Genomic DNA, 18,616 nt, shown 5'->3' with positions numbered 1-18,616 from the left:
GGAAACTTGATGAGGAGGTCAGCAGCATGGGCCAGCGCAGGTCAGCTGTCAAAAAGCCAGCAGCCGCTCGGGGAGGATTGATATCTGAATATACTCGGCGTCGGCCGGCAGCCGCTCCAAAGCTCTCGCCTTAAGCGGCACATCGAGGCCATCAACCTTCAACGTTAACTGCTCGAATTCGCCATGCAAAACACGGTCCTCGATACGAGCGGCAATTCCCGAGCCGGGGGACAGCGCAATCGCATGCGGGCGGATATAAACAGTCACGGAGCTTGCGGGCGGACAATCAAGCGCATAGGCGAAATTGCCGATCGCGGTTTCGATCCATCCGCCACGGTAAACGCCGGGCACTTTGCTGGACGCGCAAAAGAACTCTGCCGCATAAGGATTCGTTGGACGGTCGTGCAGATCATAGGCGGAGCCGGATTGGACGATTTCACCTGCCCGCATCAGAACCACCTGATCACCGACGGAAAGTGCTTCCTGGGGATCATGCGTCACGATGATCACGGTCGTGCCGAGTGCCCTCAAGAGGCTCAAGGTGTCGCTGCGTACCTTTCCACGCAGGCCCTGATCCAGATTGGAAAAGGGTTCGTCCATCAGGACGATACTCGGCCGAGGCGCCAGGGCGCGGGCTAGTGCGACACGCTGCTGTTCACCGCCGGAAAGGGTGTGCGGATAGCGATGCGTTAGATGTTCGATTCCGACCTTGCTGATCATCTCCTGTGCTCGCGCGGTTGCTTCGCCCTTCGGATGTCGCTTGAGACCAAAGAGGATATTGTCCCGTACAGTCAGGTGCGGGAAGAGAGCATAGTCCTGGAAGACCAATCCGACGCCACGCGCCTCCGGTTCGACGAAAGTGGTCGAACTGGCAACCTCGCGGCCTTCGAGGAGGATGCGGCCGGATTCCGGTGTCTCGACACCGGCAATCATGCGCAGGAGCGTAGACTTGCCGCAACCGGAATGGCCCACGAGCGAAACCGCATCTCCGCGCCAAATATGAAGAGAAAGATCCTGCACGGCTGCAGTGATGCCAAAGCGACGGGTAACATTTTCCAGCCGTACTGCGATTGCGTTCATTTCAGCTTTCATGCTCGCCGGTGCCTTCCAGTGCAAGTCCTGACACCCCCCTAGAACATACCCAGGCAGGTCGGGACAAGCGCAATCTGTTCCACAGGCACGGCAAGCTATTTGCCGTTTCAAAGTTGCAGCAAAAACTTCTCGCCGGCATCTTTCCACCTATCGCCACAGATGACCGTTCCGCGCCAATCGCAACGGCCGCGATCACCTTAAGTGCCGTTACGCCGGAGATTGCACCTTGTCTCGCTTTCCCGAGACACGCGCTGGAACCGGCTCTCTCTTCAGGTGTTCCTCTCGATCAGCAGGGAGCTTCCAAATGACCTACGTCGCATCGCCAAGCTACGACCGTAACGACGCCAGCCGCGCTTCGAACCTCCGTCAGTGTCTCGAGACCGCCAGACGCCGTCTCGATGAGACTTCGCACAACTCGGAAACGGAGAAAATCGAAACGCTCGTGGCTTCCGCCATCGAGGCGGGTTGGGAAGAGGATGAAGTGCGCGAGGCACTGAGCGCCGGCGACGAGCAAGAAAACAAGATGCCGGAGCACAAACCACCCGTCCCAACGATCGGCGTGGTCCCTTCGTCATCTTTCTGACAAGTGGCGGACGCTAGCGCGATCCTGGCAAGCGGCGAGATTTCCATGTATCTCGCCGTGTAATCACCTGTGCGGATAATGTTGACCAATCGCCACCATTCGGGCGCCGATGGTGTTCTGTCAGGCGTGCTCAAGAAGCTCGAGATCCGGCAGGACCAAAGCGCGTAGAAGCAGCCCGCGCGGCGTCGGATCTCCTTGTTCATTGGAGGCCGGTCGGCAAGAAGACCCGTCCAACCCTCCGGCGTGATCCTCTCTCCAGCAAACCATCTGACTGTGGCCTGAAAAGCGTCGGCGCCGACCTAGTTAGTCACCGACGGCCGGGGACGACGGCCGTCGGGCTTTTGAAAACTCGAAATCAACGACAAGAGGATAAGTTGATGAAAAGGACGTTTCTATATTATTGCGCTTTAATATCTGCGCTGTCGGCGATGACAGCTTCCATTGTCGGCGCACCCGCTCTCGCCGAAGAGTTTGTTGCTTCGCAGAGCAAGACGGTCGTCGAAACCAAGAAGGGCAGTCTGGTCGGCGCACTCGACGATCGCATCTACAGCTATCTTGGCGTCCCCTATGCTCATGCCGACCGTTTCATGCCGGCGGAAGAGGTCGCGCCTTGGAAAGGTATCCGTCCCGCAGTCACCTATGGCGAGAACTGCTTCATCCCCCGCATGAAGGAGGTGGCCGGCGACGAACTCTTCAATCCGCACCGCTATCTGCCGATGAGCGAAGCCTGCCAGTTCCTGAACATCTGGACGCCAGCGATCAAGGACGGAAAGAAACGGCCGGTCATGGTGTGGATCCATGGGGGCGGCTTCACCAATGGCTCCGGCATCGAACTGACCTCGTATGACGGCCATAATCTGAGCAAGGACGGCGATGTTGTCGTCGTCACCCTCAACCACCGGCTCAACGTGCTCGGCTTCCTCGATCTTTCCGCCTACGGAGAGAAATACAAACGGTCGGGCAATGCCAGCGTCACAGATCTCGTCGCTGCGCTGAAATGGATCCACGACAATGCTGAAGCCTTCGGCGGCGATCCCGGCAACGTGACGATTTTCGGCCAGTCCGGCGGTGGCTACAAGGTGCGCGCCCTGATGGGCACGCCTTCAGCGAAGGGCCTCTTCCAGAAGGCCATCGTCCAGAGCGGCTCCCGGACCGATTCCGTCATCGATCCGGCGTCCTCGCGGAAGGTGGCCGAGCTGACGCTCGCCAATCTCGGTCTCAAGGCTGACGAAATCGACAAGCTTGCCGACGCGGACTATTACGATCTCCTTGCCGCAGCCGACAAGGCCATCAAGGACGCGACCACCCAAGGCGCGAAGGATGCGCGCTATGCGCCCGTTCAGGACGGCGATTACATTCCGGCGAACCCCGTAGGGACACAATGGGTCGACAAGGCCAAGGACATTCCCCTGATGGTCGGGAACACCCTTAACGAATTCGAGACGGTGATCAGTCACAAGGCGGGCGAGCTTCTTGCCGACAACAAGAACAACTGGGACGAAGACAAGTCTCGGGCCAAGCTGAAGGAGCGCTTCGCCGACAAGGCCGACGCGGTCGGCAAGGCATTCAAGGCCGCCTACCCCGAGAAAAAGATCGCCGACGCCTATTTCCTGGATCTGCGCTTCCGGCCGGGAGCCATCCGTGATCTCGACCTGAAGGCGAAGCAGAACGGGGCTCCGGTCTACTCCTACATGTTCGCCTACGAGTCACCGGTCCTGGATGGGATTGCCATGGCCTGGCATTGCGCGGAACTGCCCTACGTGTTCGCCAACGCCGCCCTGGTCAAGACGTCGACCGGCGGTGGCAGCGACGCGCTCGCGCTTTCCAGGAAGGTGAGCCAGGCCTGGGTCAACTTCGCGCGCAACGGCAAGCCGAGCGCCGAGGGCCTGCCCGACTGGCCGGCCTACACAACCTACAAACCAGCGACCATGGTCCTCGACAAGGAGCCCCGCGTGGCGGTCGATCTCGATCGCACGCTGCTGCAGGCTGCAGGCGCTCTCTAACGCGTATTGCAGGATTGGACATACGGCGCCGGCTGGCATCGACCGGCCGGCGCCGGCAGCAGCATTTGCTGGTGGATGTCAGGCATCGACATCCGCGGAGATCGTCACCTCCTTGAAGGCGTCGAGCTCAGCCAACCGCTCGACCAGCGCCTTGCGGATCGAGGCATAGCTGCCGGCGCCGAGCGCCAGCCGCCTCGGAGCCGCGTGTTGTTCGGCGGCCTCGATCATTGCCTGCGCCATCTTGACGGGGTCACCCTTGGCCTCGAACGTGCCGTCGGCGATGGCGCGGCGGATGTCGCCAGCCGGCGTCGCGTCATAGGCTTGCATCGGCTGCGGCGCGACCAACCCGCGCCCGAAATCGGTCCGCGCCGGACCTGGCTCGGCGATGATGAATTCGATGCCGAAGGGGGCGACTTCCTGCGAAACCGCTTCGATGAAGCCCTCGATACCCCATTTGGTCGCGTGATAGAGGCTGAAATTCGGATAGGCGATCTGCCCGCCTTCCGAAGACACCTGCAGGATGCGGCCGCCGCCCTGCGCCCGCATATGCGGCAGTGCTGCCCGGATCACCTGGATCGAGCCGATCAGGTTGGTATCGATCTGATGACGGATCTGTTCGTCGCTGACCTCCTCTGCAGCACCGAACAGGCCATAGCCGGCATTGCTGACGACGACGTCGATCCGGCCCATCGCTCCAAAAGCGGCGTCGACGACCGAGCGCACCGCCTCATCATTGCTGACGTCAAGCGTCGCGATCCAGAGGTTCTCACCGTAATGCGACGTCAAATCGGCGAGCGCTTCCGGCCTGCGCACCGTCGCCGCGACGCGATCGCCGCGCGCCAGCAGTTTTTCGGTCATGATGCGCCCGAAACCGGAGGAAGCGCCTGTTATCATCCATGTCTTTGCCATGGCTACCCTTTCATGCCGCGGGATTGCGGCTGCTCTTGAAGGTAAAGATAGATGAGACTATTCCTGCTTTCATCCGTCGAATGCTGCATGAGTTGGTGAATTTTAGCCATGAATTACAGGCCGACCCTTGCGGATCTCAGAGCCTTGTCTGCCATCGTCACCCATCGCAGCTTCCGCAAGGCCGCCGATGAGTTGGGTCTGTCGCCTTCGACGCTCAGTCATATGATGCGTTCGCTCGAAGCCAATATGGGCATTCGGCTTCTCAACCGGACAACCCGCAGCGTCGCGGCGACGGAAGCCGGCGAGCGCCTCGTCACCCGTCTGACGCCACTGTTCAGGGATTTCGATCTGGCGCTCGAGGAGGTCAACGAATTCCGTGGTCATCCCAGCGGCACGTTGCGGATCAATACCAGCGAGATCGCTGCGCGGGTGCTGCTCGATGCCGCCGTCCCGACCTTTCTCACCCGCTATCCCGATATGTCGCTCGATCTCGTCACCGACAATCGGCTCGTCGATGTCGTTGCCGACGGTTTCGATGCCGGCATAAGGCTTCGCGAGGCGGTGCCGCTCGACATGATCGCGGTGGAATTCGGCGGCGATACCCGCTTTGTCTCCGTCGCTTCGCCGGCCTATCTCGCAGCGCATCCGGCGCCACAGACACCGGACGAATTAAAGACCCATGCCTGCATCCGCTTCCGGCTGCCAAGCGGCAAGCTCTTTCGCTGGGAGTTCGAAAAACACGGCCACGAGCTTGCCGTCGACGTTCCGGGCGTGCTGACGCTCGACCACGTCGAGCTGATGGCGCAGGCGGCGGCAAAAGGGCTCGGCATCGCCTATGTTTCGGATCGCACGGCCCGGCCTTTTCTCGAAAGCGGCGCGCTCGTCACGGTGCTGGACGACTGGTGTCCCGCCATTCCGGGCCTCTGTCTCTATTATCCCGGCCACCGTCATGTGCCGCAGGGTTTGCGGGCCTTCATCACGGTGCTGACCGAGGTCGAGCGTCACGGTCGATAGGCCTCTTGGCCGAGTCTTGCCGATACCGGCCGCCGTCAGAATGTTTCGATCCGGGAGCTGATCCAACGAACAAAGAGTGAGGCGGGCGGGGCGAGCCGCTCAAAGCTGCGCGCGACCAGCCAGTAGGCGCCGTGGGCAACGGCAAGATCGGACAGGCGAAGCAATCGGCCCGCCCTGATCTCTTCCTCGGCGAAGATATCGTCCATCAGCGCTATGCCCTGCCCGCGCAGGACTGCCTGCATCACCAGCCCGCCATCGGCATAGACCGGCCCCCGCGCGGTTTCCGGCATGGTGATGCCTGCTGTCTCGAACCAGCGGAACCACACGTCGCGGGTCTCCTCATGCAACAGCGTATGACGGAGCATGTCTTCCGGGCGGTCGATCGCAGGCCCTGCCTTGAGCAGCGCGGGTGCGGCGACCGGCACCATCCTGACATCGGCGAGATGCCCGCTCTCCGTCCTCGGCCAGGCGGTCACGCTGGCGCTGTGGCGGATGGCGATCTCGGCCTGCCCGCCCCGGAACTCGATCAGGCGTGAATCGGCGTCGATCGTCACGTCAATCTCGGGATGGCGTTCGCGAAACTCCGGCAGGCGGGGAACGAGCCAGCACGCCGCGAAGGAAGGTTCCACGCTGATCGTCACCGCTGCCGTCGCCGGCCGGCTGCGGATTTCTTCCAGGCATTCGTCGATCCGGTCGAAGGATAACGTCAGGATCGCCAGCAGCCTGTTGCCCGAGGCGGTCAGATGGACGCCCCGATGGCGGCGCTCGAAGAGCGCTTCGCCCAGCAACGTCTCCAGCTCGCGGATCTGCCGGCTGACCGCCGCCTGCGAGATGAACAGCTCCTGCGCTGCCAGCGTGAAGCTCTCGAGACGACCGGCGACCTCGAAACTCCGCAAGGCCGTCAATGGCAGGCGTCCGCGCTTCATCCATAACCTCAAGTCATTCGAGGTCGACGATAAGCTCGTTTGAAGGCGCAAGGCAAGAAGCCGCATATGATCGCGAAGGAGAGATATCGATGCGCAAGCGGATATTCGAGACCATATTGAACGTCATCCGGCTGGTGACGTTTCAGCCATGCCGAGTGAAAGACTAGGCGAGGGAATAAAGGCGCCGGCATCCGCATTCGCCATGACATCAGCCAGGCACCGACTCCAAATTGGAAGGCCGGTCCATACGGCCCGGGACGATCGACCGCCCGGTCCTTCTCAGTCGTCTCCTGCGATATCGATGTTCTGAGGGTACTGACACTTCAACGATACAGGCTTCAGACTGAACGGAAATGAGCAACTGAGCTGCATCCCGCCGACGCTGCGACTCAGATCAAGCCATTCGCCGCGGCGCTTGCAGATCTGCTCATCAATCAGACAACCTCGGCTCGTAGCTCAGGAGCGAAGGCCTTCTGAAAACGCGACGCAATCTCACTGCGGTCGAGGCTTACGACCTGTGTCGGATTCGTGACGAACAGGTAAAAATAAACACGACTAAGCTTATGGAGCCCCTCCTCGGCTGGTCTTCAGAGACCAACGCCATGCCCACGGCTGACAGCCCGCTGGCGCCGCTCCGAGATGATCTGCTCGCTGCTTTCCCTGCGGACGGTCTGCTGCAGGACCTTCAGCCTGTCCTGCATCGCTTCGAAGACGCGGTGCTGTGCTTGTGGCACACGGTTGATGAGATCCTTTTCGCCGCCAATGACGGCACTACGACCGAAGCGCTCGTCGAGCGCCCTGCTGACAGCGGCAAATTCCTGGCGAATAATTGGATCGAGAGAAACGGCCGTTGCATTCCGCTTGCGACCGTTGTTCTTCACCTCAGCGGTCAGGCGCCTGAGCGCCTCTTCCGCCGCCTTCGACAGGCCGGGAATGGCGACTGCCATGCGCCGTCGCTCTTCGGCAACAGCCTGCCGTGTTGCATCGAGCACATTGACGTAGGCTGAACCGAGCGCGCGCAGACGGGCGGCGGCTTCAGGCACGGCCTGCACAGCCTCTTTGCGCTCCCGGCCGGCGGCCAGCATCCGGTCCTTCAGGCGATCGGAACCGCGCAACGCACCGTAGGCAGCCGGATCGTTGGTCACCGCGGCGGCGATGCGCTCGGCAGCAAAACCTTTCTGGAGCAGCTCTTCGATCTTGCCGACGGCGCCGGCCGGATCGCGCCAGATCGTTGATGCCACGGCCGCCAGGGCGGCGCGCTGCTGGCGATACAGCGGTGTGGCCAGAGCGCGAGACCTCGCCTCCTCGTCGACAGGGGTCTTGAACTCGGTGACGGCGGCAAGCATGGGCAGCACGGCGGCATTCTCCTTGTCTGTCTCCACCCCCTGATCGGCACTGGCCGCCGCGACGATCTTCGAACGATCCCGCCGCTCGACAAGATGCTGCTCCTCGGCAAAGCGCTTCACGGCCTCAAACAGCCGGGCCAGCTTCTCGCGTCTGGTGCTCGTGAGGTCTTCCGGCATACGCTCGACCATGTTGCGTTCGGCAACCGCATCGGCCTTTACTGTGAAGGCGCTCCAACCGAAGCGGGCGCTCAGCGCATCGCTAGCCGCCTTCACTTCCTGCACGAGCGAGCGGTCTTCTGTGGCAAGCGCGAAGGCGGTCTTGTAGGCGTCGTCACCACCCCGCTCTCGCACCGCCTCGATCTCCGCAAGACGTGCCATCGCCGCCTTCGAGAGAGCCGGGATCGGCAGGGACATGTGAGCGCGGCGCTGTTGCTCACGGAGATCGAAGCGTTCGGCGTTTCTTCGGAACTCCGTCGCACGGGCGCGGGCGAGCGGCAGCAGTTCCGTCAAGGCGGTGATCGCGGCATTTCGTTCGTCGCGTGCCGCACGACCGTCGACGATGAGATCGGAACCGCGCAGGCGGCCGAGCCGATCCGGTGCAGCGGCAAGATCCTCGGCAAGCTTGCGCGGTTCGATGCTTGTATCCGATGAAAGCGCGTTCAGCGCTGACAGCGCCGCATCCGGGTCACGATAGATCTTCTCCAGCAGCGGCCGCAGGATGGCTTCCCGCTCTTTCCAGGTCGGCGACGCAAGCTGAGCCAGCCGCGCGTCCTCGTCGACGCTCCTGGCAAAGACCGTGGTGGATGGGATCAGATGCCGCGCACGGCCAGCATCTGCATCCGAGACAGGTTGCGTTTCAATTCGTTCCTCATTGTAGGAGACGCGCCGCTCCCGCTCGATCGCAAAACCGAGCGCCATGCTGGCCCGCTCCCAGAGCTCAGCCACCTGCTCTCTCTTTTCCGCAATCCACGCCCACCGCCGCGAGACCTCCTCTTCCATGCCGGCGGCAGCTCGAGAAAGAGTGTCGAGCCCACGACGCCGGGCGAAGTCGTCGGCATGGGCCTGGTAGCCGGCCTCGCTTTCAAAATCGAGTGTCGTCGTCTTGGCACCGGCGCGCGACAGACGTTCGACGAGCTGCTTGAACAGGTCCGGCCGATGGCTTTCCTGCTCGATGCGTTCCAGGCGAGCTTCGGCGGTTTCGATGCGCTTGGCGGTCCAGACATTGCGGTCGACTTCTCTTTCCTCGAACCGCTTCTGGCCGGTTTGTTCATCGACGATCGGAACCTGAACCTTGACCTTCTCGACACCGTCCTTGCGCAGGGTGACGGTGTCGCCCTCTGAGACCCCACCTTCTTCGAGCGCCTTCGGCAAGCTCACACCCCAGAGACGATGGACGCTTCCGTCGTCCGTCTTCACGTCGGCATAAGGACTGTCGTCGGCGTCCTGATCATTCGGCCGGAACTTGGCTTGTCCTGTTTCGACGAGCTCGCCGGTCACGCCAGCGGCATGATCGACACGCGGCTTTCGTCCCCATTCCGGCCTCGCTTCAAAATCTTCCTTCGCGGCATAGAGATCGGCGCGGTCGCGATGCCGGGTCATCGACACATAGGTCAGATGCTGGTCCATCATGCCGGTGGCGAGTACGAAGGTTCGCTCGACGGTGGCACCTTGTGATTTGTGGATGGTCGCGGCGTAGCCATGATCGACATTGCGATAGCTGTCCTCACTGATGACGACGTCACGGCCATTGTCGAGACGGACCGAAAGCAAAACCTCGCCCCGTTTGTCGCCGGTGGATACGACCGTCCCGAGCATGCCGTTCTTGACATATTGCGGACCGAGACGGGGAGCACGTGGCTCGAGGAAGCGAGCATTCTCCAGGAAGATGATGCGATCGCCGGCGGCGAATTCTCGCGCGCCGCGTTCGGCCCGGAAAGAGCGACCCTCACCGAGCGCCCCCTCACCTATCATCACCGATCGCAGTGCTTCGTTCAGGCGCTTCACGTCGGCATTGGTATGGGCAAGCACAAGCAGTTCGTCGCCGCGAAGGCGACCGTCATTGCCTTCGAGGACCGACGTCTCGATTGCCAGTTTGCGCGCTTCGCTCCAATCGGCGACGATCCGATCGATGATTTCGTCGCGCGTCGCCGCCTCGACAAGATGACCCTGTTGCGCATAGGCGTCGAGACCTTTCTCGATCTCGCCGCGCGCAAAAAGCCGAGATGCCTCGCGCGCCCAGTCTTCGCGCTGGCGGCGCACGCCGGCAAGTTCGGCAAAACCGATGCGCTCGGTGATCGCCCGGAACGCCGCACCCGCCTGGATCGGCTGAAGCTGCATCGCATCGCCGACCAGCACGACTTTCGCCCCTGCTTGTTCCACGAGCTTCAGCACGCGCGCCATCTGCTGCGACGACACCATGCCGGCCTCGTCGACAACCACCACATCACCACGATGGAGCGTCTCGTGTCCATTGGCCCAGATGAGTTCCCAGGAGGCGAGCGTCCGCGACCTGATGCCGGAACTGTCTTCCAGTCCTTCGGCGGCCTTCCCCGCAAGGGCCGCGCCGATCACCCGGCGGCCTTCGCTTTCCCAAGCGACGCGTGCCGCGGCGAGCAGTGTCGACTTGCCGGCGCCGGCAAGACCGACCACGGCCGCAATGCCGCTGTCGCCGGTAACATGATGGACGGCGTCCACCTGCTCCGGATCGAGGCGGAAGGACTTTTCCGGGTCAGCTGTTTCGACACTTTCGATCGCGGCCGCAACCACGCGATGGGAAACCGCAAATCCGCGACGTTCCGATAAAACCCGCGCGGACCGCGACATGTCATATTCGATGCGAAGGATCTCGCGCGTGGTGAAGACAGCGGGTTCCGCTGCCTTGCCCGTTTCGGCATCGACCTGCTGCGGCTTCAGCATGATGAGATCGTCCGATGCCATCAGCCGCGCTCGGATATTGGCGAAGTCGGCGGGATCGTCGACGGTGCGGTGCAGCGCCTTGGCGATATCGCGCTCATCGAAGGTGGAGCGTTCGTTGCCGAGCTGCTTTAGCAGAAGCTCAGGATCGGCGAGCAACCGGTCCGCCATCTCCTGCCGCCGGGCAAGGTCGGCCGGCGCGAAGTACATCTCGGCACCCCTGCGGGAAAGGGCTGCCTTCTCCGGCCCGAGATGTTTTTGCGCGATGCCATCGAGACCCTGCTCGGCATAGGAGCGGCCATCGAGCCGGATCTCGTGGCCGGCAAGCGCCAGATGCCGGTTGGCCGTCTCCGCCCAGGCGACCTTCCATGTCTTCATGGTCTCCTTGTCGCCGGCCCAGAGCTTGTAGACGATCCTGCCCTTTGGGCGGTCCGGCGTGACGACGCGCAACGGCGCGCCGTCTTCACCGGTGACCGCCACCTTCTTGCGTCCAAACCCCTCCTGCGTCAGCGGTCTTAGCGTCGTCATCAGATGGATGTGCGGATTGCCGTCCTTGTCGTGATAGACCCAGTCCGCGACCATGCCCTTGGACGTGAGATTGTCGCGGACGAACTCGCGCACCAGCGCGATATTCTCGGCCCGCGTCAGTTCCTCCGGCAAGGCGATGATCAGCTCACGCGCCAGCTGCGCGTCCGCCCGTTTCTCGAAAACATCGACGGCATTCCACAGCACTTCGCTAGTGCCGGCAACCGAACGACCGTCGATCGCCCTCCGCAGCCAGGTCGGCGTCTCGTCCGGCAGGGTCAGTTCCTCGTGAACGAGTTCGGAAGCGCCGCCCCTGTAACTGAAGGACGTGCCGGCCTGCTCGTCCATCATCCGGGCGCGATGGCGATAGGCGGCGGCCGAGACGATGCTGCGCCCCGCCCCTCTGCTGATCACCTGCGCTCTGACGAACATGATCGCCACTGCCTTATCCAACCCCATCCGAGCACGTCGCGACAGCGACGTATATTGCGCCCTCAAACCAATCGGACCGGAGGGCCGATACCGCTTTTCCGAAAGACCGACGTCGGCCGAAATTCCGTCCGCAACGGTTTGGGGCTGGTACAAAATAGCCTATTTAACTAGCTATTTCTAGCTAGTATAATCGCCGGAGATCCCTCATCACAAAGTGAACAACTGGGATAGTGAGGTCTTCCACGGTCGGGGTGAGGCTTCGCGCGCCATCTCAGCTGGGTAATTCTAACGATCGAACGCGAGAAGGCGGGAAAGCGAGAGCATCAGCTTGCAGCACCGACTGCTGATTGGTCCGCAGTCGATGACACGGGTCGAGCAGATCATCACGCAGGGTCACAGCCCGGTCCGCATCGCACGGGCAATCTACGTCCGGCGCAGGGAGATGCTGATCGTTTTGCGTGAGTCTAACCTCACCCGCGCGCAAGACGACAACGGGATCGGCAAATCGACAGTCAAGCACGCCGGCGCATGCGGTCTGGCCGCGAAGCGCTAGGAGTGGGGAGTTGCTTATGGCAGCTCGTCCTCTACTGCTCCTCGGCCATAGACGACACGGGCGGCGTCAACCGGAATTCCGGTTTCCTGCGTGATGCCCATAATTATCGACACCAGTGAACCGAATTCCTCGTCGGTCAATCCAACCAATGTCGGAAACTGGACCCCGGCCCCGCTGTCATCCGACGCCAAAGCGTTGATCCAGCCACCGCCGTTGATGCGGTACTCATGTGTGTCGAAATCAATCTCGAGATCATCCAGCAAATTGATGGTGAAGCGCCCGAAAATCTCGTTCTCGCCCTGCAGCTGATATTCGGCGAGTTCATCCTCTCCGGTAAGAACACTTCGTTCCAATGCCATCATCATCTGGATCCGAGCGATTGCCGCGTCGAGCCCCTCAATCAGGCGATCATGAAGATCTTGCGAGAAACCGCTGTCGCAGCCGAAGCGGTTTGCGAGGACGACGAGCCGAAAACCGCCAAGCTTGGCGTAGAGCATGAGGTTCTGATCGGTTGTCATAATGTGATCTCCTTCATCTTGATGACGGAGATCGGCCACTCCGTGGCAAAGAGGGGTCAAGAACCGCGGAACGCGGCTCGCAAGCGGGGGAACCGATTTTGTCGCTTGCGGCAAAATTGGGGGAGACCGCGCCGTCCTTGACGCCGGATTTGCTGGAGTAGAATAGGACTTCAGAGAGAGAAGAGACCCGCGGCCCCAAGGGGGCGCGACCGTTTCCGGCGTCAGCCGGCGGGGAGTGTCGAGGAGAACCCTCACAGGCAGACGGGCCGGTCGATCCGGCTTGGCTACCTCGGTGCTCAGTGAGGAAAGAGCTGCCTCACGGCAATTCCTCCCCGGCTTGTTTTGCAAGTTCGGCGCGCGCGGTTTCCAGCTCCGCCTCGATGCGGCAACGCTCCTCGACGGTCGGTGCCTCTCTGGCTTCAACGCGCAGTTCCTCGATGGTGCATTCGATGTTGAAGGCGTTTTCGTTCGTCATCGTCGTCTCCTTGTTGACGTGAAAGATGAACCGGCGGTCGTGAGGATCGGGTCGGGTCAAGGTTCGCGTCAGCGACCGGCGGAGCCGGCGCGCGGAGGTGCCGATTTTGCCGGAGCGAAGAGCATCGCAGCGGAGGCAAAATTGGAGGGGCCGCGCGACCTTGAGGCGGCACGGTCCTCGCGGCAGACTTGGTGATCTGAGCAGACAATCCACGTTTCGTTTGGCACCAGAAAACTGGCGGCGGGCAAAGCCGGCCGCCTCAGTGTTTCATCGCGGAAGCCGGCCCCGATCGCTCGGGGCCGGTTGCTCGTCGTTCAGTTCGGGTTGTTCCAGAGGATAACCTTGCGGTTCGGCTCGCCGCCGGGGGCTTGTGCGAGGTTGCCGAAGATCACGCCGATCTCCGGAGCCTCCAGCTTCACCGAGAGATATTCCTCGCCGGTCAGGCGGGCGACGCGGTTCCAGCCCGCGCCGATCTCGAAGCCGGTCTTGCGGTGGATGATGCGGTAGTCGGGAGCTTCCTCGCTCGCCTTGTTGGCGTTCGGGACGATGGCGATCGGGGCGTTGACCCGGATGGTGGCGAAGATGCCTTCGAGGCTGCCGTCGGCCTTCTGCGTCAGGGTTGCGATCGTGGTGGCCATGGTATTGTCTCCTTCGGTTGCTCGGGACCATTCCCGATGGCGCCCGAAGAAGGGGCCGAGCCGCAGGCGTCACCGCAGCGCAGCGCAGGGGAACCCCTTGCGGGTTGACGCTGATGGCGGCCGGCCCCTTAGAAAGGCGACATGGAGAACGGGAATGGTCCTGAACCGCAGCCGGTGGGAGACAATACCATGGCCACTCGGTTGCGGCCCCAATGCCGGAAGCCAAGCGGCTACTCCTGATGGTCCGATACGATCCGGATGAAAATGCTCTCTGCAAGTTCCTGACAGCCGGCAAGCTACCTAGCGCGACAGTCGCCGTGTCCACATGGCGAGCCCTCCACATCGTCACCTGCCGCCGCGAACACTGCGATGCAGTTGAAGACGCCGTCCACCGGCAGATGCATCACGGACATGAATCGATCCGCAGTCACCGATTCAGGAATGTCGTTGGACAGCCTGATGGTGAGCACTGCAGGATCCGGTCATGGATGCAAAAGCCAAGATCACGCTGCTTTACCGGATCGACCCCGCGCTGAACATGGCACGCTTCTATCACTTGTCGATCCAGCCGACATTGTTCGGAGGCAGCTCTCTCGTGCGCAATTGGGGCCGGATCGGCACCATGGGGCAGCAGAAGGTAGAGCTCTTCGATACGCCAGGAGAGGCAGCCGCTGCCCATGAGCGCATGGCCGGTCGCAAATTGCGCCGTGGATATCGGCACGAGAGTACAGCATGCGCCACGCAAAGGATCGTCACGCCGCAAGGCGCAGCAGAGTTTCGCGGAGCCGGCGACGCCGGCGGAATAGAGCCCTATGCGGTCTATATGCGCCCAGTGGCCTGGGAGTTCCCTAGGAGCACGTCGGGACAGCTACAGTGCCTTAGCGAACGTTAAGGTCGCGTCGGAAGGGTGAACCAAGTGCACGCATTCCGACGCGAACCTGGGGTCGTACAATGCGAAAACTGCGGCTGGACGGTGCAGGATCTTTCGCCTATCGATTGCTCATGAAATCGTCGCTTGAACACATGCCGCTTCGCAAGCAGCGAGAACTCGGCCGGGCTCGAAATCCTCCACGAGGAATTCGAGGACGCTTTGAAAGAGGGTACGGCCGATTTCAAGAAGCGCGGCAGGATCTTGAAAATCATCCTGTTCGGCTCCTATGCCAAGGGTGGATGGGTCGATGAGCCCTTCACAATGAAGGGGTATCGCTCCGATTTCGATCTCCTAATTATCGTCAACAACCGCAAGCTCTGCGAGTTTGCCGAGTATTGGCACAAGGCCGCCGGCCGGCTGATCCACGACAAGTCGATTGAAACGCCGGTAAGCTTCATCGTTCACTCCAGACGAGAGGTGAACACCTACCTGAAGGAAGGGCAGTATTTCTTCTCCGACATCAGGAAGGAAGGCATCGTCCTCTATGAACTCGACGACGAACCGCTGGCTGAGCCCGCACCGCTTTCGAAGGAGGATCGGCTGCGGTTGGCGAAGGAGCATTTTGATCAAAGGTTCGCCGAAGCCACGACCATACTTGAGACGGCCAGATTTCAGCTCAGCAAATCGGAAAGGACCGGAGACGCCTGGAGAAATTGGGCCGCATTCAGCTTGCACCAATCGCTCGAGCAAGCCTATTCCTGCGTCCTCCTTACCCTTACCAACTACGGTCCACCATCGCATAACATCAAGTTTCTGCGCTCACTTGCCGAGGAGCAGGACCGCCGGCTGGCGGATGCCTTTCCACGTGATCAGCACAGGGAGCGAGCCTGGTTCAACACATTGAATGAGGCTTATGTGAAGGCGCGTTATTCGAAGCATTTTGATATCACCGAAGAGGCTCTTCGTTGGCTGGTAGAGCAAACCACATTGCTCATTGAGGTGGTCAAGGCGGTGTGCTCCGAGCACCTGGAGAGGCTTAAACGGATCAGCGGGTAGCGCGGTCGCGAAAAGGGCCGCGCCGGTCCTGCAATCGGATACCGAGCCGCTCTGTTGCCTTTGATCCCTGAGAGTGGATCATGTGCGAGATCGTTGCCGACCAGACGGCGAGCAATTCCGCTGGAGGATCGCTATCGGGGCTGAAGTTCAATCTCATAACTTGGGATCCGTTTTTGCGACGTTCGGAGCGAGCAGCCGAAGCAGGATTGAATAGGGTAACGAGGCTTGGGCGTATCAAGCCGTGCAGTCTCGCGGAACCAGGGTGGCGACTTTCTGTCCAGCTAACCGGTCACCGGTTCCAGATCGATCAGCGCCTTGATCGGCAGGTGGTCGGAGGCGATACGTGCGAGCGGCGTGTCATGCGCTTCCACCTCCGAAATGATCCCCTTGCGGTTGGCGATAATCCGGTCGAGCGCCAGAAGCGGCAGGCCGGCGGGGAAACTCGGGACGGCGGGCGGCAGCGGTCCGAAGGCGGATTGCAAGGTGTTGAGCGAAGAACGGTCGCCGAGCCGCCATTCGTTGAGGTCGCCAAGCAGGATGGTCGGCATCTCGTGCCTGTCGTTGATGAGTTCGACCAGCATGCGGGCCTGCTGGGCTCTGTTATGGCGCAGCAGCCCGAAATGCGCGGCGATGATGCGCAGCACCCCGCCCTTCTCGAGTTCGATCTCGGCAACCAGCGCGCCGCGCGGCTCCAGCCCCGGCAGCTTGACCTGATGCACGTCATGCACCAGCCCCTTCTTGAAGAGCACGACATTGCCGTGCCAGCCATGCGCCTTTGCCATGCCGGCAACCGGTACCGCGATCAGACCCGTTTCCCGCTCCAGCCGCCCGAGATCGAGAATGCCGGTGCGCTCGCCAAAGCGCGTGTCGGCCTCCTGCAGCGCGATCACGTCGGCGCCGATTTCGTGGATGACGCGGCTGGTGCGCTCCGGATCGAAGCGGCGGTCGGTGCCGATGCATTTGTGCACGTTATAGGAGGCGATCAGCGTTCCCGCACTGCGCGGCCTTGCCTCCGTATAGGCCGCGTCGAGCCGCTTTTTCCTGCTCCTGATCGAGGCGAGAATGCTGGCGGGAAGGCTGTCTTTCCTGGCGTGCATCGGGCGGCGCACTTGTTCCGTTGATCAAAAGGGCTACTCATTCGGCAGTATAGGCAGCCGGACGGAACTTGCCATGTCAGAATGCAAAAAATCCGTCAGAGATAGGGAGAGCCCAGCCACAGCACCTTCTCGAGCAGCCGCACCGCGAAGGGTCGCGCCTGCAGCCCGTCAAGCGTCACCGGCGTTGCCGTTTTCAGGGTTTCTTCGATGTGCTCGTCGATCTCGGCGGCGAAACCCTCGTTCAGCACTTCGAGATCGACCTCGAAATTCAGCCGCAGCGAGCGCGGGTCGAGATTGGAAGAGCCGACATAGGCCCAGGTGCCGTCGATCGTCAGCAGCTTCGAATGGCTGAAGCTGCCGGTGGAGCGCCAGATGCGGCAGTAGTTCTTGAGGATCTGATCGAATTGCGCCGTCATCGCCCGGTCGACCAGCACGAGGTTGTTAGCAGCAGGCACGACGATATCGACTTCGACGCCGCGCCGCGCCGCCGTCACCAAGGCGCTGATGAGTTCACGGTCCGGCAGGAAATAGGGCGACATGATGCGGATCGATTGGCGCGCCACGGAAAAGGCGCCCATCAGGATTTTGTGGTTGGTCTCGACGCTGCGGTCCGGGCCGGAGGCGACGACGCGCATCAGGATGGGGTCGCCGGGGCTGCGCTGCGGCGGTTCGATGCGCCAGGGCTCGTCGTTCAACAATTCCTGCGTGGAGAAGCGCCAGTCCTCGGCGGCGAGGTCGAAAAGATCGGCCACGACAGGGCCGGTGACGCTGAAATGCGTGTCGTGGGCAAAGCTCTCGCCCGTCGCCTCCTCGCTGAAGCCCGCCCTGATGTTCATTCCGCCCGTCAGCGCGATTTTCCCATCGACGATCAGGATCTTGCGGTGGGTGCGCAGATTGGCATAGGGCAGCCGCAGCCCCATGATGACGTTGCCGTTGAAGACGGCGACGGTGACGCCGCTCTCACGGAGATGGCCAAGAATGCTCGGCACCGAATAACGCGCGCCGACCGCGTCGATCAGCACCCGGACCTCCACACCACGCCTGACCGCCGCAATCAGCGCATCGGCGATGCGAAGGCCGACCGCATCGCGGTCGAAGATATAGGTTTCGAGCAGGATGCTGCGCGTCGCCTCGTCGATGCTTGATTTCATCGCCGCATAGGCCTCGTCGCCGGTCTCCAGCATGTCGATCGTATTGCCTGAAGTCAGCGGATTGCGCGTTACCCGGTCGCCGAGTGTCTGCAGCGCCGCAAAGCGGCGACCGAACTGGCTGATCACCGTCTCGGCCTCGGCGTCGAAGGTCTCCAACTCGTCGAATTCGGCCGCAAGCAGCAGCGCGTCACGGCGGACGCTTAGCGACTTGCGGCGGATACGGTTGATGCCGGCAATCGCATAGAGCACCGCGCCGATGATCGGAGACAGAATGATGACGCCGACCCAGCCGATCGCGGCGCGCACCTCCTCCTTGGTCATGGCGGCATGGATCGCCGCCGCGGCCCCCATGGCGATCGAGACGACAAAGAGGATATGCGGCCAGTAGGTCGACAGGAGATAGAACATCGCTGGCGAATATAGCCGCGAAACGGCGGCGTTCAATCGCGCCGTCGCTCTCCCATGACGCGAAATTTTTCACCGTGATCATTTTGTATGCCGGGCGCTGCGCGAT

14 protein-coding genes and 1 pseudogene are annotated in these 18,616 nt (G+C 61.7%); 6 read left to right on the top strand and 9 right to left on the bottom strand.

The window, feature by feature from the left end; all coding sequences use genetic code 11:
• Positions 1-48: 48 nt before the first annotated feature.
• The gene (locus RlegSU303_RS30120) at positions 49-1,092 is read right to left on the bottom strand and encodes an ABC transporter ATP-binding protein (RefSeq protein ID WP_231284018.1); all 1,044 of its coding nucleotides are present in this window, start codon (positions 1,090-1,092) and stop codon (positions 49-51) included.
• A gap of 304 nt (positions 1,093-1,396) precedes the next feature.
• Here RlegSU303_RS30120 and RlegSU303_RS30115 point away from each other — a divergent pair, with 304 nt between their 5' ends.
• Together RlegSU303_RS30115 and RlegSU303_RS30110 are read left to right on the top strand one after the other, a co-directional pair.
• Complete coding sequence (locus RlegSU303_RS30115) at positions 1,397-1,675, top strand: hypothetical protein (protein WP_131623170.1); 279 nt, start codon at positions 1,397-1,399, stop codon at positions 1,673-1,675.
• A gap of 377 nt (positions 1,676-2,052) precedes the next feature.
• Positions 2,053-3,678 carry a carboxylesterase/lipase family protein gene (locus tag RlegSU303_RS30110; RefSeq protein ID WP_445944759.1) on the top strand — a complete coding sequence of 542 codons (1,626 nt, stop codon included), beginning with the start codon at positions 2,053-2,055 and terminating at the stop codon, positions 3,676-3,678.
• A gap of 78 nt (positions 3,679-3,756) precedes the next feature.
• Here the strand turns inward: RlegSU303_RS30110 and RlegSU303_RS30105 are convergent, their stop codons facing one another.
• On the bottom strand, positions 3,757-4,587 hold the full coding sequence (locus tag RlegSU303_RS30105; protein WP_131623168.1) for an SDR family oxidoreductase: 831 nt from the start codon (positions 4,585-4,587) through the stop codon (positions 3,757-3,759).
• A 108-nt stretch (positions 4,588-4,695) separates the two neighbouring features.
• Here RlegSU303_RS30105 and RlegSU303_RS30100 point away from each other — a divergent pair, with 108 nt between their 5' ends.
• Entirely contained in the window at positions 4,696-5,601 is a 906-nt protein-coding gene (locus RlegSU303_RS30100; RefSeq protein WP_131623166.1) for a LysR family transcriptional regulator, read from the top strand.
• Positions 5,602-5,636: 35 nt separating this feature from the next.
• Here the strand turns inward: RlegSU303_RS30100 and RlegSU303_RS30095 are convergent, their stop codons facing one another.
• Both RlegSU303_RS30095 and traA read right to left on the bottom strand, forming a co-directional pair.
• Positions 5,637-6,527 carry a LysR substrate-binding domain-containing protein gene (locus tag RlegSU303_RS30095; RefSeq protein WP_131623164.1) on the bottom strand — a complete coding sequence of 297 codons (891 nt, stop codon included), beginning with the start codon at positions 6,525-6,527 and terminating at the stop codon, positions 5,637-5,639.
• 587 nt (positions 6,528-7,114) lie between these two features.
• Positions 7,115-11,752: a Ti-type conjugative transfer relaxase TraA gene (traA, locus tag RlegSU303_RS30090; RefSeq protein ID WP_231284014.1), complete on the bottom strand. Its 4,638-nt coding sequence runs from the start codon at positions 11,750-11,752 to the stop codon at positions 7,115-7,117.
• Positions 11,753-12,071: 319 nt separating this feature from the next.
• Here traA and RlegSU303_RS30085 point away from each other — a divergent pair, with 319 nt between their 5' ends.
• Positions 12,072-12,296: a hypothetical protein gene (locus RlegSU303_RS30085; RefSeq protein WP_168276261.1), complete on the top strand. Its 225-nt coding sequence runs from the start codon at positions 12,072-12,074 to the stop codon at positions 12,294-12,296.
• Positions 12,297-12,310: 14 nt separating this feature from the next.
• Here the strand turns inward: RlegSU303_RS30085 and RlegSU303_RS30080 are convergent, their stop codons facing one another.
• The 3 genes from RlegSU303_RS30080 to RlegSU303_RS30070 all read right to left on the bottom strand — a co-directional run bounded on the left by RlegSU303_RS30080 (position 12,311) and on the right by RlegSU303_RS30070 (position 13,927).
• Positions 12,311-12,814, bottom strand: coding sequence for a hypothetical protein (locus tag RlegSU303_RS30080; protein ID WP_131623214.1), 504 nt, complete (start codon positions 12,812-12,814; stop codon positions 12,311-12,313).
• Positions 12,815-13,130: 316 nt separating this feature from the next.
• The gene (locus tag RlegSU303_RS30075; RefSeq protein ID WP_165504591.1) at positions 13,131-13,289 is read right to left on the bottom strand and encodes a hypothetical protein; all 159 of its coding nucleotides are present in this window, start codon (positions 13,287-13,289) and stop codon (positions 13,131-13,133) included.
• Between the two features lie 314 nt (positions 13,290-13,603).
• Positions 13,604-13,927 (bottom strand): DUF736 domain-containing protein, encoded by a 324-nt coding sequence (locus RlegSU303_RS30070; RefSeq protein ID WP_131623158.1) that lies wholly within the window; start codon positions 13,925-13,927, stop codon positions 13,604-13,606.
• A 484-nt stretch (positions 13,928-14,411) separates the two neighbouring features.
• On the opposite strand from RlegSU303_RS30070, the gene RlegSU303_RS30065 reads away from it, so the two are divergent.
• Complete coding sequence (locus tag RlegSU303_RS30065) at positions 14,412-14,819, top strand: WGR domain-containing protein (protein ID WP_131623156.1); 408 nt, start codon at positions 14,412-14,414, stop codon at positions 14,817-14,819.
• Positions 14,820-14,878: 59 nt separating this feature from the next.
• Positions 14,879-15,854, top strand: a pseudogene (locus RlegSU303_RS30060) (nucleotidyltransferase and HEPN domain-containing protein).
• A gap of 281 nt (positions 15,855-16,135) precedes the next feature.
• Here RlegSU303_RS30060 and RlegSU303_RS30055 read toward each other — a convergent pair.
• Positions 16,136-16,951 carry an endonuclease/exonuclease/phosphatase family protein gene (locus tag RlegSU303_RS30055; RefSeq protein ID WP_131623152.1) on the bottom strand — a complete coding sequence of 272 codons (816 nt, stop codon included), beginning with the start codon at positions 16,949-16,951 and terminating at the stop codon, positions 16,136-16,138.
• Positions 16,952-17,046: 95 nt separating this feature from the next.
• Entirely contained in the window at positions 17,047-18,510 is a 1,464-nt protein-coding gene (locus RlegSU303_RS30050) for a phospholipase D-like domain-containing protein (protein ID WP_222397769.1), read from the bottom strand.
• Positions 18,511-18,616 lie beyond the last annotated feature (106 nt).

Origin of the sequence: Rhizobium sp. SU303, assembly GCF_021052345.1 — a bacterium.
GTDB classification, from domain to species: domain Bacteria; phylum Pseudomonadota; class Alphaproteobacteria; order Rhizobiales; family Rhizobiaceae; genus Rhizobium; species Rhizobium laguerreae.
Note: the sequence above shows the minus strand (reverse complement) of the source record. Positions and strands in the feature narration are given on the sequence as shown.